Consider the following 23,274-nt stretch of genomic DNA (forward strand, 5'->3'; position numbering starts at 1 on the left):
TTCCGGACGCTCGTTAAACTGAGCCGACCGCGGTGCATATGCGTATCTGTGGACCGCGGAACATACGACGGACTGAGCGAGGAGCGCACGTGGGCCTTGTCGTGCAGAAGTACGGAGGCTCCTCCGTAGCCGATGCCGAGGGCATCAAGCGCGTCGCCAAGCGAATCGTGGAAGCCAAGAAGAACGGCCACCAGGTGGTCGCCGTGGTTTCCGCGATGGGCGACACGACGGACGAGCTGATCGATCTCGCCGAGCAGGTTTCCCCGATTCCTGCCGGCCGCGAGCTCGACATGCTGCTGACGGCCGGAGAGCGGATCTCCATGGCACTGCTGGCCATGGCGATCAAGAACCTGGGCCACTCGGCCCAGTCCTTCACCGGTAGCCAGGCAGGTGTCATCACCGACTCGGTCCACAACAAAGCCCGGATCATCGATGTCACGCCGGGCCGGATCCGGGACTCGCTGAACGAGGGCAACATCGCCATCGTGGCGGGTTTCCAGGGCGTCAGCCAGGACACCAAGGACATCACCACGCTGGGCCGCGGCGGCTCCGACACCACCGCGGTCGCACTGGCCGCGGCGCTGGACGCCGAGGTGTGCGAGATCTACACGGACGTCGACGGGGTGTTCACCGCCGACCCGCGCGTGGTGAAGAAGGCCCGGAAGATCGACTGGATCTCCTTCGAGGACATGCTGGAGCTGGCGGCGTCCGGGTCGAAGGTGCTGCTCCACCGCTGCGTGGAGTACGCCCGCCGCTACAACATCCCGATCCACGTCCGGTCGTCCTTCAGCGGACTTCAGGGCACGTGGGTCAGCAGCGAGCCGATCGAGCAAGGGGAAAAGCACGTGGAGCAGGCCATCATCTCCGGTGTCGCGCACGACACCTCCGAGGCCAAGGTCACGGTCGTCGGCGTGCCGGACAAGCCGGGCGAGGCCGCCGCGATCTTCCGCACGATCGCCGATGCCGAGATCAACATCGACATGGTCGTGCAGAACGTCTCCGCCGCCTCCACCGGTCTGACGGACATCTCCTTCACGCTGCCGAAGACCGAGGGCCGCAAGGCCATCGACGCGCTGGAGAAGAACAAGCCGGGCATCGGCTTCGACTCGCTGCGCTACGACGACCAGATCGGCAAGATCTCGCTGGTCGGCGCCGGTATGAAGACCAACCCGGGGGTCACCGCGGACTTCTTCACCGCGCTGTCCGACGCCGGGGTGAACATCGAGCTGATCTCGACCTCCGAGATCCGCATCTCGGTCGTCACCCGCGCCGACGACGTGGCCGAGGCCGTGCGCGCCGTGCACACCGCCTTCGGACTCGACTCCGACAGCGACGAGGCCGTCGTCTATGGAGGCACCGGCCGATGACCGGACGACCGGCGCTCGCGGTCGTGGGGGCGACCGGAGCCGTCGGCACGGTCATGCTCCAGATCCTGTCCCAGCACGCGGACATCTGGGGCGAGATCCGTCTCGTCGCCTCGCCGCGCTCGGCCGGCCGCAAGCTGGCCGTGCGCGGCGAGGAGGTCGAGGTGGTGGCCCTGTCCGAGGAGGCCTTCGACGGGGTCGACATCGCCATGTTCGACGTCCCCGACGAGGTCGCCGCGCACTGGGTGCCGATCGCCGCCGCCAAGGGCGTGGTGGTCGTGGACAACTCCGCCGCCCACCGGATGGACCCGGAGGTGCCGCTGGTCGTGCCGGAGGTCAATCCGCACACGGTGCGCGTCCGGCCGCGCGGCATCGTCGCCAGCCCGAACTGCACCACGCTGTCGATGATCGTCGCCCTGGGCGCGCTGCACGCCGAGTTCGGCCTGCGCGAGCTCGTGGTCTCGTCGTACCAGGCGGTCAGCGGCGCCGGGCAGGCGGGCGTACGGACGCTGCGGCAGCAGCTGTCCCTGGTGGCCGGTACGGAGCTGGGGACCGGACCCGGCGACGTACGGCGGGCCGTCGGGGACAACACCGGGCCGTTCCCGGAGCCGGTCGCGCTGAACGTCGTGCCGTGGGCCGGATCGCTGCGGGAGGACGGCTGGTCTTCGGAGGAGATGAGGGTGCGGGACGAGTCCCGCAAGATCCTCGGCCTGCCGAGGCTGCCCGTGGCCGTCACCTGTGTCCGGGTGCCGGTGGTGACCGCGCACTCGCTGACCGTGCACGCCCGCTTCGAGGGCGAGGTGACGGTGGACCGGGCGCGGGAGATCCTCGCCACCGCGCCGGGTGTGGTCCTGTGCGACGACCCGGCGGCCGGCGAGTTCCCGACCCCGGCGGACGTGGTGGGCACCGATCCCACGTGGGTGGGGAGGGTGCGGCGGGCGCTGGACGACCCGACCGCGCTGGAGCTCTTCGTGTGCGGGGACAACCTGCGCAAAGGGGCCGCGCTGAACACCGCGCAGATCGCCGAACTGGTCGCCGCCGAGATGACGTGAGAGAAAAATTGTCCCTGGCGATGTCCTGATCTATTTGTAGGATCAACGTAAGGATTTTCCTCCCCGTCCTCCGCAACCGCGCGGAGGGCGGGGAGCGTCTTTGCGGTCGCCCTTCCTGGGTGTTGGGGGCGCGTTGATCCGAGGCGTGGGGACGCCGGCGGGCGGGCGTGGGGACGCTCGCTCGTATGGGATGCAAGGGAAGAGCGGGACGCATGGGTGCATATGGGGCGGCGTCGGTCGGGCTGCCTGGCGCGAGAACGAGAGTGACGTCCGGCACGTACAACCCTGGCGGGGGTGAACGTGTCCAACTGGCGTGGCAGAGGTACTCGACTTCCCCGCGGTGGCCGGCGGCACGGCCCTGCGGCCGCCCCGGCGGCCCGTGCGCACCCGCATGCCCGGCGGCATGCCGGTGATCGCGCCCATGCCCGCAGCGCGGCCCGCCCGCATCCCCGGTCAGCGTGACGGCGCCGAAGAGGCGGCGGCCGGGACCACCGTCGACCACCTCACCGAGACCTACCGCACGCACTACCGGTCGCTGCTCGGTCTCGCCGCGCTCCTGCTCGACGACACGGCCTCCTGCGAGGACGTCGTCCAGGAGGCCTTCATCCGCGTCCACTCCGCCCGCAAACGCGTCCGCGACCCCGAGAAGACCCTCGCCTATCTGCGCCAGACCGTCGTGAACCTCTCGCGCTCGGCGCTGCGCCGCCGCATCCTCGGCCTGAAGCTGCTGTCCAAGCCGATGCCGGACATGGCGAGCGCCGAGGAGGGGGCGTACGACCTGCTGGAGCGGGCCTCGCTGATCAAGGCGATGAAGGGGTTGCAGCGCCGGCAGCGCGAGGTCCTGGTGCTGCGCTACTTCGCGGACATGACCGAGGCCCAGGTCGCCGAGACGCTCGGCATATCGCTGGGTTCGGTGAAGGCGTACGGCTCCCGCGGCATCGCCGCGCTGCGGATCGCCATGGAGGCGACGGCATGACGGAAGAGCCTCGTGAGCGGGAGGAGCCCGCGCGGTGGGACCGGGCGCCCGAGGCGTCCGGCGACTCCTCGCCCGATGACTTGCGTGAGCCCACCGAGGCGCACGAGCAAGAGCCGAAGCAACCGCACGCTGGGAACGGAACTGTGAACCACGGCCTCGACGACCAGGGCTTCGAGGGCCTCGACCCGGACGAGCTGGCACTGCGCAGGATGCTGCACCAGGCGGTGCAGGACATCGAGCCGCGCGACGGAACGCTGGACCATCTGCGGCGGGCGGTGCCCGCACGCCGGGCCCGCAAGCGGCAGGCCGCCGTCGGCATGGCGGCCGCGGCGCTGTTCGTCTGCACCGCCGTCCCCGCACTGGTGCACGTCTCCAGCTCCACCGGCCCCGACGCCAGCCCCTCGATCGCCGGCCACGGCTCGGCGGCGCAGGGCGGCGCGAGCGAGGGCGGGAGCACCGAAGGCACGGGCAGCACCTCGGCCGGCTCCACGGGCTCGGCCGAGGACAAGGGCAAGGGCGGCTCCGAGAAGGACGACGAGGGCGCCGGTCCCACCCCGAGCAGCGGTGTCGTCGACGACCGCACCGACGGCGTCTACCCCTCGGCGACCAGCGCGGTCGCCGCCCCGGTCTGCACGGCGACCCAGCTCGGCTCGGCCACCGCGACCACCGGGGTCCCGGACGCGACCGGGGCGGTGTACGGCACGTTCCGGATCACCAACGTCTCCACCGCCGGCTGTACCGTCGGCGGCGCCGGCGCGGTGACCCCGCTCGCGCAGGGCGCGGCGGACGCGGCCAGGATGAGCGTCGCCGCGCACACGGCGGGCGACGCGGCGGCGGGCCTGCCCGACCCGGCCCTCGAGGTCCCGCAGCTGGTGCTGGAGCCGGGCGCGGCGTACGAGGTGCGGTTCGCCTGGGTGCCCTCGGAGACGTGCCCGGCCGACCCCGGCGGTGACAACGGCGGCGAGACCGGAGGCCCGTCGCCCGACCCTTCGCCCACGGACAACCCCGGCACCACGACGACGGGCAGCTCCACGGGCGGCGACACGGGTACGACGACGCAGCTGATGACCGAGGGCGGCACGAAGGACGGAAGCGTCGTCGTCTCCTACACGGCGGAGGCGGGCTCGCCCACGGTCTCGGTGACGGTGCCGAACGCGTGCGCGGGGACGGTCTACCGGACGGGCGTGCTGTCGGTTTCGTAGGCGCCCTCGGTGTCCGGGCCCTCCGGAGCTCGCGAGGAGGTGGCCGCCGGGGTGGCCGGGGCGGTGCCGGTGGCCAGGAGCCCCATCTCGCCGTCCCGCACGAACTCCACCTCACGGCGGAACAACCGGAACCACATGAAGACGACGAAGCCGGCGAAGACGAACCACTCCCCGGTGTACCCGAGGTTCTGGAAGGCCTTGAGGTCGAGCCCGGTGTCCGGCGCCGCGCTCACGGGCACCGTCCGCATCCCGGAGTCGCCCTCGTCGAGCGTGACCCAGGCGTCGTACAGGTCGTAGGGCACGAGGTTCACCAGCGAGGCCGCGCTGATCGCCCCGGTCTGGCCCTCGGGCAGCCCGGCCCGCGCGCTGACGCCGTTCTCACCGGGGTTCTCCGAGGCCTGGAGCGCACCGGTGACGGTCACCTCGCCACGGGGCGGGGCGGGCACCTTCGCGGCGTCCGGCTCGCCGGGCAGCCAGCCCCGCACGACCGGCAGGGCCTTGCCGCCGTCGGTGTGCAGCAGGGTCAGCACGTAGTACCCGCGACGGCCGTCCAGCTCCCGGTCCGGCACGAGCAGCTGCTCGCCGTACCGGCCGACCACGGTCGCCGGGTCGCCGGAGGTCTCCTTGTCGACGGGCAGCAGCTCGTCCAGCGGCCTGGCGGCCTGCTTCCCGTCCGAGGCGGCCCGCTCCTCGGCGCTTCGATGGTCCTCGACCCGTGCCTCGAACCGGCTCAGCTGCCAGGACCCCATGAAGACGCAGAAGGGGATGGCGAGCAGCACGAAGAGGTTGATGCCCCACCATCGGGGGGTCAGCAGAAACCGGTACACGCCTCCAAAGGTACGGGGGGCGTGGGGTGCCGCGGGGCGCGGGGTGCCGAAGTTTTCCACAGGCTGGGGACCTCGGGAGCGGGATGCCGGCCGGGGCGGGCAGTATGGGGTCATGACTGAGAGCAACGGGTCCCCCTCGCCCGAGCGGCGCGAGGCAATGCCGGACTGGGAGAAGCGCTTCCGGGCGCCGCGGGTGTCACTGCCCGACTGGGCGGAGGACGCCCCCGACCGCTCCCTGTTCGTGTCGAACGCGACGGGGACGTACGAGCTGTACGCCTGGGACCGGGCGACGGGTGAGCAGCGCCAGGTGACGAACCGGCCGAACGGCACGACGGACGGCCTGCTCTCCCCGGACGGCGCGTGGATCTGGTGGTTCGACGACAAGGACGGCGACGAGTTCGGGGTATGGCGACGGCAGCCCTTCGTCGGCGGGGAGGACGAGCTGGCCGTGCCCGGTCTCGATCCGTCCTACCCGGCGGGCCTCGCCCTCGGGCGGGACGGGCGCACGGCGGTGGTGGGACGCTCCACCGACGAGGACGGCACGACGATCCATCTCGCGCGCGTGGGCGAGGCGCCGGTGGAGATCTACCGGCACCGCGAGTCGGCGGGCGTCGGCGACCTCTCCCACGACGGTTCGCTGATCGCCGTCGAGCACACCGAGCACGGCGACGCCATGCACTCCGCGCTGCGCGTGCTGCGCCCCGACGGCACGCCGGTCGCCGAACTCGACGACACCAAGGGCGGCACGGTCGAGCTGGGTCTGGAGGTGCTGGGCTTCGCGCCGGTCGCCGGGGACACGCGGCTGCTCATCGGGCACCAGCGGCGCGGTCGCTGGGAGCCGCTGGTGTGGGACGTCGGCACGGGCGAGGAGACCGACCTGGCGCTGGACCTGCCGGGCGACGTGAGCGCCGAGTGGTATCCGGACGGCTCGGGGCTGCTGATCGGGCACAGCCACGAGGCGCGCGGCGAGCTGTTCCGCTACGACCTGGCCACCCGCGAGCTGGTGAAGGTCCCCACCCCGACCGGCACGGTGTCGGGCGCCACGGCCCGGCCGGACGGCAGCGTGGAGTACCTGTGGTCGTCCGCTGCCGAGCCGTCGTCCGTGCGCTCCACGGCCGGAGGCGTGGTGCTCGACCCGCCGGGCATGAAGTCCCCGGGCTCGGTGCCGGTGGAGGACGTGTGGGTGGAGGGCCCCGGTGGCCGGATCCACGCGCTGGTGCAGAAGCCGGCGGGGGCCGCCGGGCCGCTGCCGACGGTCTTCGACATCCACGGCGGTCCGACCTGGCACGACAGCGACTCCTTCGCCGCGGGCCCGGCGGCCTGGGTCGACCACGGGTACGCGGTCGTCCGGGTCAACTACCGGGGCTCGACGGGCTACGGGCGGGCCTGGACGGACGCCCTGAAGCACCGGGTCGGCCTGATCGAGCTGGAGGACATCGCGGCGGTCCGCCAGTGGGCGATCAGCTCGGGCCTGGCGGATCCGGACCGGCTGATCCTGACCGGCGGCTCCTGGGGCGGGTACCTCACGCTGCTCGGTCTCGGTGTCCAGCCCGACGCGTGGACGATGGGCATCGCCGCGGTCCCGGTGGCCGACTACGTCACCGCGTACCACGACGAGATGGAGGCGCTGAAGGCCATGGACCGCACCCTGCTCGGCGGCACCCCGGAGGAGGTCCCGGAGCGCTTCGAGGCGTCCTCGCCGCTGACGTACGTCGACCAGGTCGAGGCGCCGGTCTACATCTCCGCCGGAGTCAACGACCCGCGCTGCCCCATCCGCCAGATCGAGAACTACGTCAAGCGCCTCCAGGCACGCGGCGCGGTCCACGAGGTCTACCGGTACGAGGCGGGGCACGGCTCCCTGGTCGTGGACGAGCGGATCAAGCAGGTGCGCCTCGAACTGGACTTCGCGGAGCGCCACCTGAAGGCGTCCGCCGGGAAGTGACGTTCCCCGGCTGAGACCTCCCCTCCCGGGCCCGGCGACCACGATCCCCCTCGTGCCGGGCCTGGAGAGGCGAGTCGGGCGATCGCCGAGCGGACCCCTACGCCCCCGTTCGTTCCCGGCTTCTGCGGCCGAGGAGTTCGGCGAGCCCGCGGCGGGTCGCCGCCAGGACCACGCGGTCCTCGGCGCGCAGCACATAGGTGGGCGGCAGGTCCCAGACGAGGTCCGAGGCCGCCGAGCGGTCCGTGGGCGCCGGGCTCGTCGCCAGGTCCGGGCGGCGTTCCCCCGGGTCCGCCGTGTCCAGGGCCAGCACCCGCCAGGAACCGGCCCGGAAGGCGTCGGCGACCGTCCTGCCCTCCAGCTGCCGGATGCCCCGCACCTCCACGGCTGCGAACAGCAGCACCCGCCGCTCGACGGGGATCGCCCCCAGCACCTGGCGCCCCATCATCGCCCCGGCGAAGGCGGGCGCCGCGAGGTGCGTGACGCTGCGGCTGCGGGTGAGCGCCCGTGGGTGGGCGGCGCGCAGCGTGCGGTAGACGGCGGCGGCGAAGTCGTCGTCGTAGAGCCGGAGCACGACCCGAAGGTCGGGCCGGACGGAGCGGGCGTAGAGGACGGCCTCCAGGTTGGTGGTGTCGACGCTGGTCAGCGCGAGCAGCGTGTGGGCGCGATGGATCTTCGCCGCCTCCAGGACGCCCTCCTGCGTGACGTCCCCGAGCACCACCGGCACCCGCAGCCGACGGGCTGTCGCCATGCCCCGGGCCTCGGGGTCTCCCTCGACGCAGACCACGGGGATGTGCAGTTCCCGCAGCCGGGTCAGCACCCGCGTGCCGATCTTGCCGAGGCCGAGCAGGACGACATGCCCGCCGAGCCCCCGTGGCGGCCTGCGCAGCGCGGACGCGCTCCGGAAGGTGCCGAGGGCCTCCAGCACGGCGGCCAGCAGCACCGGCAGCAGCAGCAACCCGACCACGGCGGACAGGAGTTGCAGGATCTGCCGCCCGACGGAGGCGTTGGTGGCGGGGTCGTCGATGCCGAGGATGTCGAGCAGCGTGAGATACGTGGCGTGCAGCGGATGGTCGCCGGTGACCACGGTCAGCGCGATCGCCAGCGCCACCACGGCACCCACCAGTCCGGCCAGCGACCAGCGCAGCCGCCGGGAGAACAGCGAGGAGATCGGCGGTACGACACCGGCCGACCGTCCGGCGGACCGGGGTGCGCCGGCGTAGGACACCTGCTCCAGCACGACCGTGCCGCGCCCGGTGGCAGCCGCCACCTCCTGCTCGTCCGGCAGCAGCCGGGGCCCGCGCTCCCCGCTGCTCTCCGACCCGTCGGCACCCGCGGGATCGCTGCTCGTCGCCGACAGCAGCGCCAGCGTGCACAGCCCCGGGTCGGCGACCTGTCCCGGCGCCGGGGGCGTCCGCTCCACCGCGCGCAGCAGCAGCCCGTCGGTCTGCACGACCTTGCTGGTGCCGACCAGGGCGGTCGCGGCCAGCGCGGGCGCGGCGGTGTCGGCGTCGGACAGCACGGTCGTGGACGCGTCGAAGCCGGTGCCCGTCCCGTGCGGGGTGCCGGTCGCCAACGCGGCGGCCTGGTCGAGGAGTTCCTCGATGTGCTGGCCCAGCCGGCGGTTGTACAGGCGCAGCACGATCCGCAGCCGGGGGTTGAGGCGGCGGGCGGTGAGGGCGGCGCGGATGTTGGTCTCGTCGTCGTCGTACACCAGCGCCAGCGCGGTCGCCCGCTCCACGCCGGCTTCGGCGAGCACGGCCTCGGATGGCTCGGCGGCCTCCACGAGCCGCACGTTGCCGGGGCTCCGGCCGTTCACCGGGGCGCCGTTGCCCCCGGCCCGGCTGGCCGCGTTCACCATCCGGTCCAGCAGCGCGGCCGAAGCGGCCCGGGCACGCCCGGCGACCGGCTGCGGGACCGGGCGCTCGGAGGGCGGTGCGACGAGGGTCACCTGCTCCTCGTACACACCCCGGAGTTCGGCCGCGAGCCGCTGCGCGAGCCCGTCGTCGCCGCACACCACCATGTGCGCGGGCGCGTCGCCCGGCCGGCCCTGATTCGGAACGCTCGCCACGAGGGAAGAGACTGCCCCAACGAGGCGGATGGTTCCAGCAACTGTTTGAACGTCCGTTCCCCGTCGGCCGTATGGAAGGCAAGCCACCCCGCGCAACGGAGGACCCGACCCGTGGCCGTCACCGTCCCCAAGTCACCGCCCCCGGCCCCGGCCACGCCCTCGCCCTCGGCCACGCCCACGAGCTCCGGCAGGGACGACGGCTGGCACCTCAGCTCCCCTCTGGTCCTCACCGTCACCCTGCTTGTGCTGCTGCTCGCCCAGGCCCCGATCCGCCGCGCGCTGTCCGCGCCGGTGATGCAGAGCTGGACGACGGTGTTCGTCGCGGTGGTCGTGCAGGCGCTGCCGTTCCTGGTGCTCGGGGTGCTGCTGTCGGCGGCGGTCGCCGTGTTCGTACCGGCGTCCCTCTTCGCCCGCGCCCTGCCGGCCCGGCCCGGCGCGGCGGTACCGGTCGCGGGGCTGGCCGGCGCGGTGGTCCCGGGCTGCGAGTGCGCGTCGGTGCCGGTGGCGGGTGCCCTCATGCGCCGGGGAGTCGCCCCGGCGGCCGCACTGGCGTTCCTGCTCGCCGCGCCCGCGATCAATCCGATCGTGCTGACGGCGACGGCGGTCGCCTTCCCCGGACAGCCCGGGATGGTGCTGGCCCGGTTCGCCGCGAGCCTGGGCGTGGCGTGCCTGATGGGGTGGCTGTGGCAGCGGCTCGGCCGCGCCGCGTGGCCGCGCCCCCCGGCCCGCCCGTCGTACGAGGGGCAGGGCAGGGGAGCGGCCTTCTGGGGGTCCGTGCGGCACGACGTGCTGCACGCCGGCGGGTTCCTGGTGATCGGCGCGATGGCGGCCGCGACGCTGAAGGCGGTCGTGCCCGAGCGGTGGCTCCAGGCGGCGGCCGGCAACCCGGTGCTGTCGGTCCTGGCGCTGGCCGTGCTCGCCGTGCTGCTGTCGATCTGCTCGGAGGCCGACGCGTTCGTGGCGGCGTCGCTGACGCAGTTCTCGCCGACGGCCCGGCTGGCGTTCCTGGTGGTGGGGCCGATGGTCGATCTGAAGCTGTTCGCGATGCAGGCAGGCACGTTCGGCCGCGGCTTCGCGCTGCGTTTCGCGCCGGTGACCTTCGCCGTCGCCGTCGGTGTGTCCGCGCTGACCGGGGCGGTGCTGCTGTGAACCGGCAGACGCAGGCGGCCGTGCTGTGCCTGCTCGGTGTGTCGCTGCTGCACGCGGGGGCCACGGATCTGTCGCTGCGGTACGTCAAGGCCGGGCTGCGGCCGCTGCTGCTGGTGGCCGGTGCGGTGCTGGTCGCGACGGCGCTCGCGACGCTCCGCTACGAGCGCAGGCACCGGGCGTCCGTAAGGGGCGAGCAGCCGCACGGTGAGGAGCCGCACGGTGAGGAACCGCACGACGAGGAGCCGCACGGTGAGGAGCCGCACGACGAGGAACCGCACGACGCGGAACCGCACGACGAGGAACCGCACGACGCGGAACCGCACCGCGGGCAGCCGCACGGTGAGGCCCGGCGGGCGTCCGGCCACCATGAACCGCGCGTCTCCTGGCTGCTGCTCCTGCCGGTCCTCGCGCTGGTCCTCGTCGCCCCGCCGGCCCTCGGCTCCTACAGCGCGATGCGCGCCGGTACGGCCCTGCAACGGCCCCCCGCCCACGCCCCGCTGCCCGCCGGTGACCCCGTCCGCCTGGGCGTCGTCGACTACGCGAGCCGGGCGGCGTACGACGACGGCCGCACCCTGCGCGATCGCCGGGTCAGGATCACGGGGTTCGTGGCGCTGGACCGGGCGGGCACCCCCTACCTCGTCCGCATGACGCTCAGCTGCTGTGCCGCCGACGCCCAGCCGGTCAAGGTCGGTCTGGCGGGCAGGGTCCCGCCGGTGCTCCAGCCGGACACCTGGCTGGAGATCACCGGCACCTACACCCCGAAGCGCACCCGTGACCCGGTGGGCGGCGGCCCGATCCCCTTCATCGAGGTGACGGCTGCCGTGCCGGTACGGGCGCCCGCTGATCCGTACGACGAGAGCTGGAACAGCTGAGCGCAGCGGACGACCCCCGGACGCCGCGGTTGCAGGTCTCTCGCCCTGGCCATCTGACGCTCCGTCAGTTATGGTCCGGAACTGTCGTTCCCGAAGGGGTGATGTCCCGTGCCGTCACGTCCTCAGAGCCCGCAGCCGGCGGGCGCTCCACGCTGGGTCGCGCTGTTCTGCGAACCGTCCGGCGCGTCCTGGCGGGTCGGCGCGGAGTCGCCGTACCGGATGCCCGTGCAGTACGCCGTCGGCGAGATGACCCAGACCCTGCGGGCCCGCGGCCAGGATCCGGTCGTGGCCCTGTGGGGCCCCAAGGACGGCGCCTGGCAGCGGATCGACGCGCCCGCGCTTACGGCCGCCGCCCCCGCCGTCACCCCGGGGCCCGCCGCCGCGAGCCCCGCCCCGCCCCCGAAACTCACGGAACGCATGACCGACCGCCGGCACCAGGTGCTCGTCGCCGCGCTGAACCGTGCCGGGCTGTACGACCTCGCCCCGGACGACGAGGCGGCCGTGCGGGCGGTCGTGGACCGGCTCGACGAGACGACGGTCCGCAGGGTCGCCCACTGGCTGGACCTCGCCGCCGACTGGAGGCCCGCCGGTTCGGTGGTGGGCCCGGCGGGCAGGGAAAGGGGCGTAGGTGTCGGTTCCGATCCGCCTGGCGCCCCCAGGGGCCGAAGGCGTCTGGAGTGGGAATGAAGCTCTCCGTCGACCCCGAGCGCTGCTACGGCTCCGGCGACTGTGCGTACCGGGTTCCGTCCGTCTTCACGGTGGTGGACGGGTACGGCGCGGTCGTGCCGGGGCGCGAGGACAGCGGAGGCGACCCCGAGGTCCGGGAGGCGGTCGAGGGGTGCCCGTCCCAGGCCATCACCGTCACCGGGTAGCGCGGGGCGCGCAGACCGGATGAGCCGCGCCCGCACGGCAGCCACGGAAGCCCTGATCACCCTGGGCAGCCGCTACGTACGGCACGCCCCCGGCACCCTCGGCAAGGCCGCCCTCGCCGCGCGCGTCCTGAACCCGTATCTGCGGGGCCACCCGCGAAGGCGCCTCGTCGAGACCCGCTCGGGCGCCCGTTTCGCGGTCGACAGCCAGGACCTGATCCAGCGCTACCTGTACCTCTTCGGCGCCTGGGAACCCCATATGACCGGCTGGCTGCGCAGCCGCCTGCGCCCCGGCGACGGCTTCATCGACGTCGGCGCCAACATCGGGGTGTTCAGCGTCCTGGCCGCGCAACTGGTCGGAGCGGCGGGCCGGGTCGTGGCGATCGAGGCGTCCCCCGCCTGCCACCGCCGTCTCGGCCTGCACGCCCGGCTCAACGGCTGCCCTGCCGTCCGGGCCGTCCACGCCGCCGCGTCCGACCGGCCCGGGAGGCTGACCTTCACCCTCGCCAGCTCGCACAACACCGGCGCGAACAGCATCGTCCCGTACGACGGACCCGCCGAGGCGGTGTTCGAGGTCGACGCCGCTCCGCTGCCCGACCTGCTCGAACCGGGCGAGCTCGAACACGCCCGGGTGATCAAGATAGACGTCGAGGGGGCGGAGGGCGGCGTCGTGCGCGGCCTCGCGCCGGCGCTGGGCAGACTGCGGCCCGACGCCGAGATCACGGTGGAGGTGACGCCCGGGCGGATGGCCACACTGGGCGACCGTGTCGAGGAGTTGCTGGAGACCATGGCCGGGGCCGGCTTCCACGTCTACCGCCTCGACAACGACTACGACCCCGCGAGCTATCCGGCCGCGCTCGCCGGTCCCCGCCGGGTGCCCCAGCGGTGGCGGGCGCCGGTCACCGAGGAGAGCGACCTGGTCTTTTCGCGCACGGACGCCGAGGCGCTGCCCTGACATCCACGGACATCCGACGGGCACTCAGTAAGGTGCGAAACGGATGAAAGGGGTACCCATCGTGGCCATCAGGACCGTCTACGCCGTCATTCCCGTCGCCGACTTCGAAGCCGCCCGCGCCTGGTACGAGCGCCTCTGGGGCCGCCCGGCCGACCGTGAGCCGATGAGCGGCCTGGCGGAATGGGAGGTCATCGAGGGCGGCGCGATCCAGCTGCTCCTGGAACCCGACCGCGCGGGCGCCGCCATGCTGACGCTGGGCGTCGACGACGTCGCGGGCGAGGTCCGGCTCGCCGCGGAGCGGGGCCTGGACCTGGGGACCGTCCAGGACACCCCGGGCGGCGGTTTCCGGATCGCCGCGGTCAACGACCCGGCCGGAAACGTCGTCACCTTCGCCCAGGGGATCGGCCGTCCCGCGTGAGAGGTGACCGCGCGGCCCCGTCGTCCGGGTACCGCCAGCCGAACTGCGCCAGCGCCCGCGCCCGTGCCTCCGCCACCGCCATCCGGGCCTTGCGCTCGGCCGGGTCGACGTGCGGGGCCTGGCCCGTCACCTGCCCCTCCCACTTCCGGTAGAGGAGCCCCACCTCCGCCGAGAACCACCCCCGGCTCACCGCGTTCAGCGCCAGCAGCAGCCCCGTGTCCTCGGACGCGGGCAGCGCCATCCAGCCGCCGAGAGCCACCAGCAGGTCCCGCCGCACGCACAGAGACGCCGGGTGGACCTGGGCCCGGTAGTCGTTCGCCTTCCAGAAGCCGAGCACCGCGCCCCGCTCGACCGGCCCGTCCTCGGGATCGCCCGGGAAGCCGGCCGTCGAGCCGTCCGGGAACAGGTCCAGCACCCGCGACGTCACCCACCCGATCCCCCGGTCGGCCTCAAGCACCGCCAGATCGCGGGCCAGCACGCCGGGCGCCAGCTGGTCGTCGGCGTCCAGGACCTTGACGTACTCGCCCTCCGCCCGCGCCAGGGCGATGGTGCGCGCCACGCCCGGACCACCGCGCCGCCCCTGACGGAACGTCACCCGGTCGTCCTCGGGCACGTACGGCCTCACGTCCTGCGACGCGCCGTCCTCCTGGATCACCCAACGCCACTCCCAGCCCTCCGGCAGGCGCTGCCGGCACAGCGACGTGTAGGCGTCGGGCAGGAAGTGTGCCGACGGGGGGTGCACGGCGGTGACGACGACGAGGTGCCGGGTCACGAAGCGCTCACCACCTCTCCAGTGACGTGGTGAAGAGCAGTTCGGTGCGGTCGCCCGGCAGTGTGACGTCGGAGATGTCCACCACCCTGCCCTCGACGTCGTACGACGTCTTGTGCAGCAGGATCACCGACGTCCCCGGCGGCAGTTCCAGCTCGGCCGCCTCCTCCGGCGTCGGCGGACGGGCCGTGAAGCGCTCCTCGACGCGGTCCACCTCGATGCCGACGGTGTGCAGTTGGTGCTGGGTGCCGCCGGGCCAGGGCTCGTTGGCCTCGTCCAGGAGGGCGGGGTTGGCGGCGATCATGTCGCGGACCAGGTAGGACGTGACGAGGCTGAAGGGAGCGGTCTCCGCCGCGCATCTGGTGCGGTACCTGCGCTCCAGCAGGAGCGTGCGTGCGGGGACGCCGAACGCCTCCGCCAGCGTCCTGGGCGCCTTGATCTCGCGGTAGCTCGCGTGGAAGACCAGATCGCGCGCGTCCAGCCCGGTCTCGCGTTCCGTCGCGCCGGTCGCCGCCCGCCGGTGCAACGGCTGACGGGCGCGGTCCTTCTCCCACTGGTGCCGCCTGTTGTCGCGGACCGCGAGGGTGCGGGGGCGGCGGACGAAATTGCCGAGGCCGTGCCGCTTGTCGATCAGGCCTTCCTCGCTCAGCAGCCGCAGCGCGCTCTGGACCGTCGGCACGCTGCGCCGGTACCGCTCGGCCAGTTCCGTCTCGGCCGGCAGCCGGGCGCCGGGTTTGCGTTCGCCCTCGCGGATGGACCGGCGGATGTCGTCCGCGATCACTTCGTACGCCTTCGGCATATGACGCAGCGTACGGCTCCTCAAGAGGTCTTGCTGACCGGGAACGGCCGTAGGGCCGGGGAGTCGGGGGGAGCACGCGCGGGCTCCGGTGAACGAAAACGCCCGATCGCTGGCGACGGGGGATGCACCAGCGATCGGGCTGTGGCCAAGACTAACAAGGCGGATGGCGCCGCGGGACCCGACTGATGAGGTGCGTCGAGTCGCTGTGACGCGGATCACTCCGGGCAGGGGGGTTCGTAGGACAGCCGCGGCAGGTATTCGTGCCACTTCTCGGGCGTCAGCACACCCCGCGTGCTCGCACAGATCTGCCGCACCGCGTCCTCGACGTTCAGATCCCACAGCCGTACGGTCCCGGCGCCGCTCGACACCCCGAGCAGCCGGCTGTTGGGGCTGAAGGAGAGGAAGTTGCCGGTCTTGGCGTTGGGGCTCAGCGACTGCCCGATGGGCATCGCGGAGGACGGGCGGCCGACGTCCCAGAGGCGGACCGTGTCGTCGTTGCCGCCGCTGGCCAGCGTGCGCCCGTCCCGGCGGAACGTCAGGGACACCACCGCCTCGGTGTGCCCGCCGAGGGCGGGGCCCAGCCGCTCGGCCTCCAGCGGGTCGCCGACGCCCCAGAGTCCCACCGTGTTGTCGTCGCTGCCGCTGGCCAGGGTCCGGCCGTCGGGACTGTAGGCGAGCGCGTTGACCGGGCCGAGGTGGCCCCGCAGGGGGGTGCCGAGCCGGGCGGCGCGGCCGGGGTCCGAGACGTTCCAGAGGCGGACGGTGGTGTCGGCGCTGCCGCTGGCGAGGGTGCGGCCGTCGGGGCTGAAGACGAGCGCGTTGACGTAACCGGTGTGCCCGGTGAGCGGCCCGCCCAGGCGGCGCGGCTTCGAGGGGTCGGCGATGTCCCAGAGCTGGATGGTGCGGTCGTCGTAGGCGGTGGCGAGGGTGCGGCCGTCGGGACCGTACGCGAGCGCGTCGGGGCCGGCGTACCGGGTGTGCAACCGTAGGGGCGGCCCGTGAGGGACCGGCCTGGACAGGTCGGTGACGTTCCACAGTTGCACCGCGCGGCTGCCGGTCAGCACCGCGAGCGTGCGCCCGCCGGGCGAGAACACCACCGCGCGGACGTCGCCCTCGGCGGGCAGGAACGGCTTGCCCAGCAGCGCCGGCCGCCGGGGCGCCCGGACGTCCCACAGCCGGATCCGCTGGTCGCGCGCGGCCGTGGCCAGCACCCGTCCGTCCGGGCGGAACGCCCCGATCCGCCCGAGCATGTCCGACGTCGGCAGCGACCACAGACGAACCCTGTTGTCGCCGGTTCCGGTGGCGAGGGTACGGCCGTCGGGGCTGAAGCCCAGGGCGTACATCTCGCCGCTGCTGCCCGCGAGCGGCTCGCCGACCTGGGACGGGAACGCCGGATTGCTCACGTCCCACAGGCTCGCCGTGCTGTCCGCGCTGGCGACGGCGAGCATCGAACCGTCCGGACTGAACGCCACCGACCACACGGGGCCCCTGTGACCGGTGAGCGGCCGGCCGATCGGGTCGGCCTGCCCCACGTCGCCCACGTCCCAGAGCTGGACCGTGTCGTCGGCGCTGCCGCTGGCGAGGGTGCGGCCGTCGGGGCTGAACGCGACGGAGTGGATGAGCGCCCGGTGGCCGGTGAGCGCCTCGCCGATCCGCTCGGGGCGACGGGGATCGGCCATGTCCCACAGCCGCACCGTGGTGTCGTCGCCACCCGACGCCAGGGTCCGTCCGTCCGGGCTGAAGGCGACCGAACGCACGGCGGCGGTGTGGCCGGTGAGCGCGCCGAGCGCGCCGGGCCGGGCCGGGTCGGCGACGTTCCACAGCCGTACGACGCGGTCCTCGGTCGCGGCGGCCAGCGTACGGCCGTCAGGGCTGAAGGCGAGCAGGTAGACCGTGCCGTCGTCGCCGGTGAGCGGCGCGCCGAGCGGACGCGGGCGACGGGGGTCGCGGACGTCCCACAGCCGGACCGTGCCGTCGTCCGAGGCGCTGGCGAGGGTGCGGCCGTCCGGGCTGAAGACGGCGGTGCTCACCCAGCTCGTGTGGGCGCCGAGGGGCTTGCCCAGGGGCTTGGGACGCTGCGGGTCGGCAACGTCCCACAGGCGGACCGTGCGGTCGTAGCTGGCGGTGGCCAGCAGCTTGCCGTCGGGGCTGAACGTCGTCAGGTAGACGGCACCGGTGTGGCCGAGCAGCGGGGTGGCCAGCGGCGCGTTGACGATCGACACCAGCCGGTTGTTCGTGCCCTCGTCGTCCGGGCGCAGGCGATGGGCGACCAGGTCGAGCTGTGCGGACAGCGACGGGTCGGTGTACTGGACGCGGTCGGCCTCGGCGAGCACCTGCGCGAACACCGCGTCGTCCCGCTGCTGCCAGGCCACCACCGCCGACCCGACCGCCAGTACCGCCAGCGCCATCAGCGCCGCCACCGCGCCCCGCCTCATCCACACCGTGCGCCGCCGCAGCCGGGCCGAGGCGGCGAGGAAGTCGACCGCGCTGCGGGTCAGGAAGGTGTCACCGGCGGACCGCGCCCAGGTGCGGGCGTGCTCCAGCCGCGATCCCCGGTACAGCAGGGAGGTGTCGCGGTGGGTCGCCTCCCAGGCCCGGCTGTCCTCCTCCAGCCGCTGACGCAGCAGGTTGCCGCCCCGGTCCTCGTCGATCCAGTCCCGCAGGCGGGGCCAGGCGTGCAGCAGGGCCTCGTGGGTGATCTCCACGGTCTCCGCGTCCAGCGTCACCAGCCGGGCGCGCACCAGCTCTTCGAGCGACTCCTCCGTCCTGCCCGGATCCGCCGACTCGTCCGCCAGCTGCCGCCGCGTACCCCGCCGCCGGGTCGCCTGGGTGTCCTCGCCGAGCCGGACCAGCCGGAGCAGCAGCAGCCGTGCCGCCGTGCGCGCCGCCGGGTCCAGCCTGGACCAGGCCCGTTCGGCGGTCGCCGCCACCGCCCCCTGGATGCCGCCCGCCGCGCGGTACCCGGCCAGTGTCAGCCGGCCCCCCTTGCGCCGCTGCCAGGTGGCGAGCAGGGCGTGCGACAGCAGCGGCAGCGCGCCCGCGTCGTGCGCCCCGCGCGGCCCGTCGGAGCTCACCTCCCGGACGATCAGCTCCGCCAGCCCCGGTTCCAGCTCCAGCCCCACGGCCTTGGCGGGGCCGGTCACCGCCTCGCGCAACTCGGCGGCGGTGAGCGGTCCGAGCACCATGTGGCGGTGCTGGAGGGCGTCGGCCAGTTCGGGATGGCCCAGGCACTGCTCGTAGAAGTCGGCGCGGATGCCGAGGACGACGAGCACGGGGGCCGGTTCGCCGGGGCCCGCGGGCGAGGCCGCGGCGTGCAGGATCTGGATGAAGGTACGCCGTTCCGCCTCGTCGCAGCAGAGGGTGAAGGTCTCCTCGAACTGGTCGACGATGACCACCGGACGGGCCCCGCCCGGCGCCCACGCGGCGACGGCCGCGCGTACGGCGTCCGCGAACTCCGGCGTCCCGGGCTCCTCCTCGGCCGCGACCCGCGCGAGCCCGGGTATACGGCGCGTCAGTACGGCCACCGGATCGGCCCCCGGCACCAACTGCACCACCTCCCGCCCCTGACCGCCCCTGAGGGCGGGCACCAGACCGGCGTTCAGCAGCGAGGACTTCCCCGCCCCGGAGGCCCCGACGAGCATGACGAGACCGCCCGTCCGTTCCGCGGCGCGTAGTTGGGCCGCCAGCGCGTCGGTGCTGCGCTCCCGTCCGAAGAACCACCGCGCGTCCTGCTGGCGGTAGGAAGCCAGCCCCCGGTACGGGCACACCCCGCCCGGCACGGCCGGTGTCCCCTCGGCCGGCGTCCCGTCCTCCTCCGCGTCCGCCGCCCCGCCGGCCACCCGCTCGGCGATCGGATCGGCGACCGCGCGCCCCCACAGCCGCTGCCACTGCCCCATGTCGTACAGTCCGGCGGAGACCGGCACGGGGCGCTCGCGGCGCGCGTGCGGAATCAGCACCTGCAACACGGCGGCGAGCGCGGCGAAGTGCGCCGGTACGTTCTTCGCGCGGCGCCAGTCGCTGATCCGCTGTGCGGAGACCCGTACGGGCCGCCCCCGTTCGTCCACCCGCTTCAGTCGTACGACGGCCTCGGACACGCTCTTCAGGGGAGGGTTGCCGGCCTCCTTGTACAGCAGCGCGAGACGTTCCGCGAAGGCTGTGCGTGCCCCTGAGTCCGCGCCCAAGGTCTCCACCCCTTACTTCCGCCGCACCTGGCCATCCGGACCGGAAAACTCACCCTACCCGGCTGACCTGCGGATTAGCCGTCGTCCGGGTGCCGGAACCTCCCCGTCGGGGGCCCAAAAATGGCAGGATCACGACCCAGCAAGGCACCACCCGCACGCCGCCCAGGCAGGTCACCAGCTCAAGTCTCGAAGAGGCACCTCAAGCCGCCGCATGTTCTGGGACAACTTCCGCGAAGTCACCGGACGGCGCCGATGGCCCCGCCACCCGAGCCTGAGTTCCACCGCGCGCGTCGTTCGGCACCGGTCTCCACGTGGGGAGGGACCGGCGCCGAACGACGTTGCTCAACGCCTGCTCAAGAAGATCATGACCGGCCATGCCTGCGCCTCCTCGGGTCAGCCGGCCAGGACTTCCTCCAACTCGGCAGCGGCGCGCGACTCGGCAGCGCGGCGGAGGAACTCAGCAGCATCCGTCTCAGCCTCGTTGACTTCCGCGCGATGTACTGAGCACACGCCAGAACTTCGTAGGCCCGCCCGTCTTCGCCAATGACCACGAACGTGACGCTGTCACCCTGCGCGTCCGCAAGGCCCGAGCCGTCGCCTCCGCCACCACGGAGCTGGCGCACAGCACCGACCGTCCCCGTCGTGGTCATCTACACAACGGTCCGTCCGCCAAGAGCGACAGACCGCAGCAGACCCGGCGAGTTGACGGCGTCGAACCCGGGCGCGGTTCTCTTGCGTCCCCTGGGGCAAAGGCCCAGGCAGCCACGGTGAGAGCACGCATGACGTCGACCACGACCGCCACGGACGGGGCTTCGACCAGCTAAGCGATGCCAAGGAAACGAGAGTCCATTCGCCCGCCCCGAAGCACCCAGAGAGTGGTGCGCATCACCTCTGCGGATACAGGACGCAGTCTCATTCGACATGGACGGGCGGGATCCCCAAGCGGGACCTGGAGCGGTAGTCACGCAGACATACCCGCAGACAGAAACAGGCGAGGCGCCTACCGAATCCGGTAGGCGCCTCACCTGCTGTTCTGGCTGTCGGGGTGGCGGGATTTGAACCCACGACCTCTTCGTCCCGAACGAAGCGCGCTGCCAAGCTGCGCTACACCCCGATGCCGCTGCTGTCGCGGCGACGACGTTTACTTTAGCCCACTGGTGGCTGGAGACGAAATCCGGTTTTCCCGTGGTGGCGGACGGGGTTCGGGCGGGCGTGGTCGAGGGCGACCAGGAGGACGGCCAGGGCGTAGATGGACAGGCCCAGGAGGAGGGCGTTGCCCAGGACGCTCTTGTAGCCGTGCTGGTCGACGTCGAGGAAGGGGTAGAGGTAGTGGCCCGGCGTGCCGGGGAGCAGGTACTCGCCCCGGATGAGGGAGAAGGCCAGGTAGGCCATGGGGTACAGGAGCCAGCCGCTGGCCTGGCGCAGGTGCAGGCGGCCGGAGGGGGTGAGGAGCAGCCAGTCGAGGACGGCCGCGATCGGGACCGCCGTATGGAGGGCGTGATCGGCGATCGTCTGGAGCAGCGCCGGGGCCGCGTCACCCGTCATCGTGCTGGTCATCGGGTAGGGGCTCGACGCGTTCGCCAGGAGCAGGTGGTGGACCAGGGCCGCGACGACCACGTACAGGAGCGCGGCGCCCGTCAGTGAGGAGCGCGGCGGGCGGCGGGCCGTCCAGGCGCGGCGGGCCGATGCGGTGAGGACGAGGGCGAGCAGGATGCTGCTCTGGATCGTGAAGTAGCTCAGTACCCGCAGGGGGCTGCCGAGTGCCAGGAAGATCGTGACGCCGGCCGCCGCCGTCAGTGCGGTGAGGAGGCGGAAGGCGGCGGTCAGGGGGCGGCGTACGGGGGGTACCACCGCGGTGGCGGGGACCGGCGAGGGCAGCAGTGCGGGCATGCCCGGGATCGCGGGGAGGTCCGGGATGTCCCTCGGTATCGGGGCGGTCATGCCCTCACGCTAAGCATGTCGGGCAAATGGGGCATTGCGGGCGGGCTGTGCGGGTGACGGCGCGCCTATCCGGATTCGGGTCAGCAGGGTGGGTCGCGTGGTGCGTCACCTGGTGCGGCGACCGCTGCCCCGGTCGCTGGGTCCGTCGCTGGGTCGGTCGCTGGGTCGGCGGGTGCGTCGGCGGGTGCGCTGAGCTGGTGTTCTGCTCGTCCGTCCGGCCGAGGGCGCCACCCCTCGGCCGCCCCCGGCAGCGACGTACTCACTGCTCCCGTGCCACCAGCGTCAGCAACGTAGCCTCCGGCGGACAGGCGAACCGTAGCGGGGTGTATCGGTTCGTGCCGCAGCCCGCCGACACGTGCATGTAGGACGTCCGGCCCTCGGATGTGTGCGTCGACAGGCCCTTCACCCGCTCCGTGTCCAGGTCGCAGTTGGTGACGAGGGCGCCGTAGAAGGGGACGCAGAGCTGCCCGCCGTGGGTGTGGCCGGCCAGGATCAGGGGGTAGCCGTCGGCCGTGAAGGCGTCGAGGCTGCGCAGGTACGGCGCGTGCACCACGCCCATCGAGAAGTCCGCGTCGGCCGACGGGCCGCCCGCCACCCGCACGTAGCGGTCCCGCTTGATGTGCGGGTCGTCCACGCCCGTCATCTCCACCGAGGCGCCGTCGATCTTCAGCACGCCCCGGGTGTTCGTGAGGTTCAGCCAGCCCGCCGCGTCGAAACCGTCCCGCAGGTCCTCCCACGGATTGTGGACGACGTCGACCGCGGGCGCGTTGCCGTTCAGGCCGTGGCGGCCCTGGGCCTTCTCGAACAGGTAGCGGGCGGGGTTGCGCAGCTTGGGGCCGTAGTAGTCGTTGGAGCCGAAGACGTACGCGCCCGGGAAGTCCATCAGGGGGCCCAGCGCGTCCAGCACCTCCGGCACGCCTTCCGGGTCGGAGAGGTTGTCGCCGGTGTTGATCACGAAGTCGGGGCGCAGGCCGGCCAGCGAGCGCAGCCAGCGCTGCTTCTTGCGCTGGCCGCCGACCATGTGGATGTCGGAGACGTGCAGCACACGCATCGGGTGCATGCCCGGAGGCAGTACGGGGACGGTCACCCGTCGCAGGCGGAAGGAACGGGCCTCGAACCCGGCCGAGTAGAGGAGACCGGCGGCCGCGACCGCCGTGATGCCGAGAGGTACTCCGTATCGCGCGCGCATGCGCCCATCGTGTCAGACCCCCTCGCAGCCCCGCGTCCGGCCGCCCCTTAAATCTACGGGCGTCCGGCCGTGCACACCTGCGACAATCGACGTCATGACCACGCTCAAGTCGAAGCTGCAGGAAGACCTCAACGCCGCGATCAAGGAGCGCGACGAGCTCCGCTCCTCGACGCTCCGGCTGACGCTCGCCGCGATCACGAAGGAGGAGGTCGCGGGCAAGGAGAAGCGCGAGCTCTCCGACGACGAGGTCCTGAAGGTGATCACCAAGGAGGCGAAGAAGCGGCGCGAGGCCGCGGACGCCTTCACGCAGGGTGGTCGTGCCGAGTCGGCCGAGCGGGAGAAGGCGGAGGGCGAGGTGCTGGCGGCGTACCTGCCCCAGCAGATGTCCGACGAGGAGCTGGACGCGATCGTCGCCCAGGCCGTCGAGGAGGCCAGGGCGGCCGGTGCGGAGGGGCCGCGGGCCATGGGTGCGGTCATGAAGATCGTGAACCCGAAGGTCGCCGGCCAGGCGGAGGGCGGCCGCGTCGCCGCGGCGGTGAAGAAGCTCCTGGCGGGCTGAGGCTCCTCAAGGCCTTGCGGCTCCTCGCGGGCTGAGGCCGCACCCGGCCGTTACGGCAACCTCCGACGGCCGACCCGTACGCCGATGGGGGCGCCCTTCCTCAGAAGGGCGCCCCCATCGGCGTACCGGCGTGGCGTACCAC

19 protein-coding genes, 1 tRNA gene and 1 pseudogene are annotated in these 23,274 nt (G+C 73.0%); 12 read left to right on the forward strand and 9 right to left on the reverse strand.

Annotated features, from left to right (window positions below):
* Window positions 1-89: 89 nt before the first annotated feature.
* The 4 genes from ACGF8A_RS03365 (at window position 90) to ACGF8A_RS03380 (ending at window position 4,594) form a co-directional block, all read left to right on the forward strand.
* Window positions 90-1,367, forward strand: a complete 1,278-nt coding sequence (locus ACGF8A_RS03365) for an aspartate kinase (protein WP_393103717.1) — start codon at window positions 90-92, stop codon at window positions 1,365-1,367.
* On the forward strand, window positions 1,364-2,416 hold the full coding sequence (locus ACGF8A_RS03370) for an aspartate-semialdehyde dehydrogenase (RefSeq protein WP_393103719.1): 1,053 nt from the start codon (window positions 1,364-1,366) through the stop codon (window positions 2,414-2,416). Before ACGF8A_RS03365 ends, ACGF8A_RS03370 begins: the two co-directional genes overlap by 4 nt.
* A 313-nt stretch (window positions 2,417-2,729) precedes the next feature.
* Complete coding sequence (locus tag ACGF8A_RS03375; RefSeq protein WP_393103721.1) at window positions 2,730-3,392, forward strand: SigE family RNA polymerase sigma factor; 663 nt, start codon at window positions 2,730-2,732, stop codon at window positions 3,390-3,392.
* On the forward strand, window positions 3,389-4,594 hold the full coding sequence (locus ACGF8A_RS03380; RefSeq protein WP_393103723.1) for a hypothetical protein: 1,206 nt from the start codon (window positions 3,389-3,391) through the stop codon (window positions 4,592-4,594). The genes ACGF8A_RS03375 and ACGF8A_RS03380 overlap by 4 nt, the downstream gene beginning before the upstream one ends.
* Here the strand turns inward: ACGF8A_RS03380 and ACGF8A_RS03385 are convergent.
* Entirely contained in the window at window positions 4,564-5,421 is an 858-nt protein-coding gene (locus ACGF8A_RS03385) for an SURF1 family protein (protein ID WP_393103725.1), read from the reverse strand. The genes ACGF8A_RS03380 and ACGF8A_RS03385 overlap by 31 nt on opposite strands.
* Before the next feature lie 112 nt (window positions 5,422-5,533).
* Between ACGF8A_RS03385 and ACGF8A_RS03390 the strand changes: the two genes are divergently transcribed.
* Complete coding sequence (locus ACGF8A_RS03390) at window positions 5,534-7,363, forward strand: prolyl oligopeptidase family serine peptidase (protein WP_393103727.1); 1,830 nt, start codon at window positions 5,534-5,536, stop codon at window positions 7,361-7,363.
* 97 nt (window positions 7,364-7,460) lie between these two features.
* Here ACGF8A_RS03390 and ACGF8A_RS03395 read toward each other — a convergent pair whose 3' ends face one another.
* Complete coding sequence (locus ACGF8A_RS03395) at window positions 7,461-9,383, reverse strand: NAD-binding protein (protein WP_393103838.1); 1,923 nt, start codon at window positions 9,381-9,383, stop codon at window positions 7,461-7,463.
* Between the two features lie 267 nt (window positions 9,384-9,650).
* Here ACGF8A_RS03395 and ACGF8A_RS03400 point away from each other — a divergent pair, with 267 nt between their 5' ends.
* The 6 genes from ACGF8A_RS03400 to ACGF8A_RS03425 all read left to right on the forward strand — a co-directional run bounded on the left by ACGF8A_RS03400 (window position 9,651) and on the right by ACGF8A_RS03425 (window position 13,694).
* Entirely contained in the window at window positions 9,651-10,580 is a 930-nt protein-coding gene (locus ACGF8A_RS03400) for a permease (protein ID WP_393103840.1), read from the forward strand.
* Entirely contained in the window at window positions 10,577-11,452 is an 876-nt protein-coding gene (locus ACGF8A_RS03405; RefSeq protein ID WP_393103729.1) for a TIGR03943 family putative permease subunit, read from the forward strand. The genes ACGF8A_RS03400 and ACGF8A_RS03405 overlap by 4 nt, the downstream gene beginning before the upstream one ends.
* Window positions 11,453-11,560: 108 nt before the next feature.
* Window positions 11,561-12,139, forward strand: coding sequence for a hypothetical protein (locus ACGF8A_RS03410; RefSeq protein ID WP_393103731.1), 579 nt, complete (start codon window positions 11,561-11,563; stop codon window positions 12,137-12,139).
* Window positions 12,136-12,324: a ferredoxin gene (locus ACGF8A_RS03415; protein WP_393103733.1), complete on the forward strand. Its 189-nt coding sequence runs from the start codon at window positions 12,136-12,138 to the stop codon at window positions 12,322-12,324. The genes ACGF8A_RS03410 and ACGF8A_RS03415 overlap by 4 nt, the downstream gene beginning before the upstream one ends.
* A 19-nt stretch (window positions 12,325-12,343) precedes the next feature.
* Complete coding sequence (locus ACGF8A_RS03420; protein WP_393103735.1) at window positions 12,344-13,276, forward strand: FkbM family methyltransferase; 933 nt, start codon at window positions 12,344-12,346, stop codon at window positions 13,274-13,276.
* 43 nt (window positions 13,277-13,319) lie between these two features.
* Window positions 13,320-13,694 (forward strand): VOC family protein, encoded by a 375-nt coding sequence (locus ACGF8A_RS03425; protein WP_393103737.1) that lies wholly within the window; start codon window positions 13,320-13,322, stop codon window positions 13,692-13,694.
* Here ACGF8A_RS03425 and ACGF8A_RS03430 read toward each other — a convergent pair.
* The 7 genes and pseudogenes from ACGF8A_RS03430 to ACGF8A_RS03460 form a co-directional block, all read right to left on the reverse strand.
* On the reverse strand, window positions 13,660-14,466 hold the full coding sequence (locus ACGF8A_RS03430) for a glycosyltransferase family 2 protein (protein ID WP_393103739.1): 807 nt from the start codon (window positions 14,464-14,466) through the stop codon (window positions 13,660-13,662). The genes ACGF8A_RS03425 and ACGF8A_RS03430 overlap by 35 nt on opposite strands.
* A 7-nt stretch (window positions 14,467-14,473) precedes the next feature.
* Entirely contained in the window at window positions 14,474-15,262 is a 789-nt protein-coding gene (locus tag ACGF8A_RS03435; RefSeq protein WP_393103741.1) for a GntR family transcriptional regulator, read from the reverse strand.
* 215 nt (window positions 15,263-15,477) lie between these two features.
* A complete protein-coding gene (locus ACGF8A_RS03440) occupies window positions 15,478-19,452 on the reverse strand; it encodes an NACHT and WD repeat domain-containing protein (protein ID WP_393103743.1) in 3,975 nt (1,324 codons plus the stop codon).
* Window positions 19,453-19,851: 399 nt separating this feature from the next.
* Window positions 19,852-20,263, reverse strand: a pseudogene (locus ACGF8A_RS03445) (2-phosphosulfolactate phosphatase); the annotation flags it as partial.
* 220 nt (window positions 20,264-20,483) lie between these two features.
* Window positions 20,484-20,557 (reverse strand) — tRNA-Pro (locus tag ACGF8A_RS03450).
* 32 nt (window positions 20,558-20,589) lie between these two features.
* Window positions 20,590-21,384, reverse strand: a complete 795-nt coding sequence (locus ACGF8A_RS03455) for a Pr6Pr family membrane protein (protein WP_393103745.1) — start codon at window positions 21,382-21,384, stop codon at window positions 20,590-20,592.
* 259 nt (window positions 21,385-21,643) lie between these two features.
* Entirely contained in the window at window positions 21,644-22,573 is a 930-nt protein-coding gene (locus ACGF8A_RS03460; RefSeq protein WP_393103747.1) for a metallophosphoesterase, read from the reverse strand.
* Window positions 22,574-22,667: 94 nt separating this feature from the next.
* Between ACGF8A_RS03460 and ACGF8A_RS03465 the strand changes: the two genes are divergently transcribed.
* The gene (locus ACGF8A_RS03465; protein WP_393103749.1) at window positions 22,668-23,132 is read left to right on the forward strand and encodes a GatB/YqeY domain-containing protein; all 465 of its coding nucleotides are present in this window, start codon (window positions 22,668-22,670) and stop codon (window positions 23,130-23,132) included.
* Window positions 23,133-23,274: the final 142 nt, after the last annotated feature.

The sequence above is a fragment of the Streptomyces sp. NPDC047706 genome, assembly GCF_043204795.1.
Lineage (GTDB): Bacteria > Actinomycetota > Actinomycetes > Streptomycetales > Streptomycetaceae > Streptomyces.

Coding starts and splice junctions, on each gene's coding strand:
- ACGF8A_RS03395 (WP_393103838.1), bottom strand. CDS start 9,383: ATGGTGGTGTGCGGCGACGACGGGCTCGCGCAGCGGCTCGCGGCCGAA.
- ACGF8A_RS03460 (WP_393103747.1), bottom strand. CDS start 22,573: ATGCGCGCGCGATACGGAGTACCTCTCGGCATCACGGCGGTCGCGGCC.
- ACGF8A_RS03455 (WP_393103745.1), bottom strand. CDS start 21,384: ATGACCGCCCCGATACCGAGGGACATCCCGGACCTCCCCGCGATCCCG.
- ACGF8A_RS03465 (WP_393103749.1), top strand. CDS start 22,668: ATGACCACGCTCAAGTCGAAGCTGCAGGAAGACCTCAACGCCGCGATC.
- ACGF8A_RS03425 (WP_393103737.1), top strand. CDS start 13,320: ATGAAAGGGGTACCCATCGTGGCCATCAGGACCGTCTACGCCGTCATT.
- ACGF8A_RS03380 (WP_393103723.1), top strand. CDS start 3,389: ATGACGGAAGAGCCTCGTGAGCGGGAGGAGCCCGCGCGGTGGGACCGG.
- ACGF8A_RS03435 (WP_393103741.1), bottom strand. CDS start 15,262: ATGCCGAAGGCGTACGAAGTGATCGCGGACGACATCCGCCGGTCCATC.
- ACGF8A_RS03370 (WP_393103719.1), top strand. CDS start 1,364: ATGACCGGACGACCGGCGCTCGCGGTCGTGGGGGCGACCGGAGCCGTC.
- ACGF8A_RS03420 (WP_393103735.1), top strand. CDS start 12,344: ATGAGCCGCGCCCGCACGGCAGCCACGGAAGCCCTGATCACCCTGGGC.
- ACGF8A_RS03415 (WP_393103733.1), top strand. CDS start 12,136: ATGAAGCTCTCCGTCGACCCCGAGCGCTGCTACGGCTCCGGCGACTGT.
- ACGF8A_RS03390 (WP_393103727.1), top strand. CDS start 5,534: ATGACTGAGAGCAACGGGTCCCCCTCGCCCGAGCGGCGCGAGGCAATG.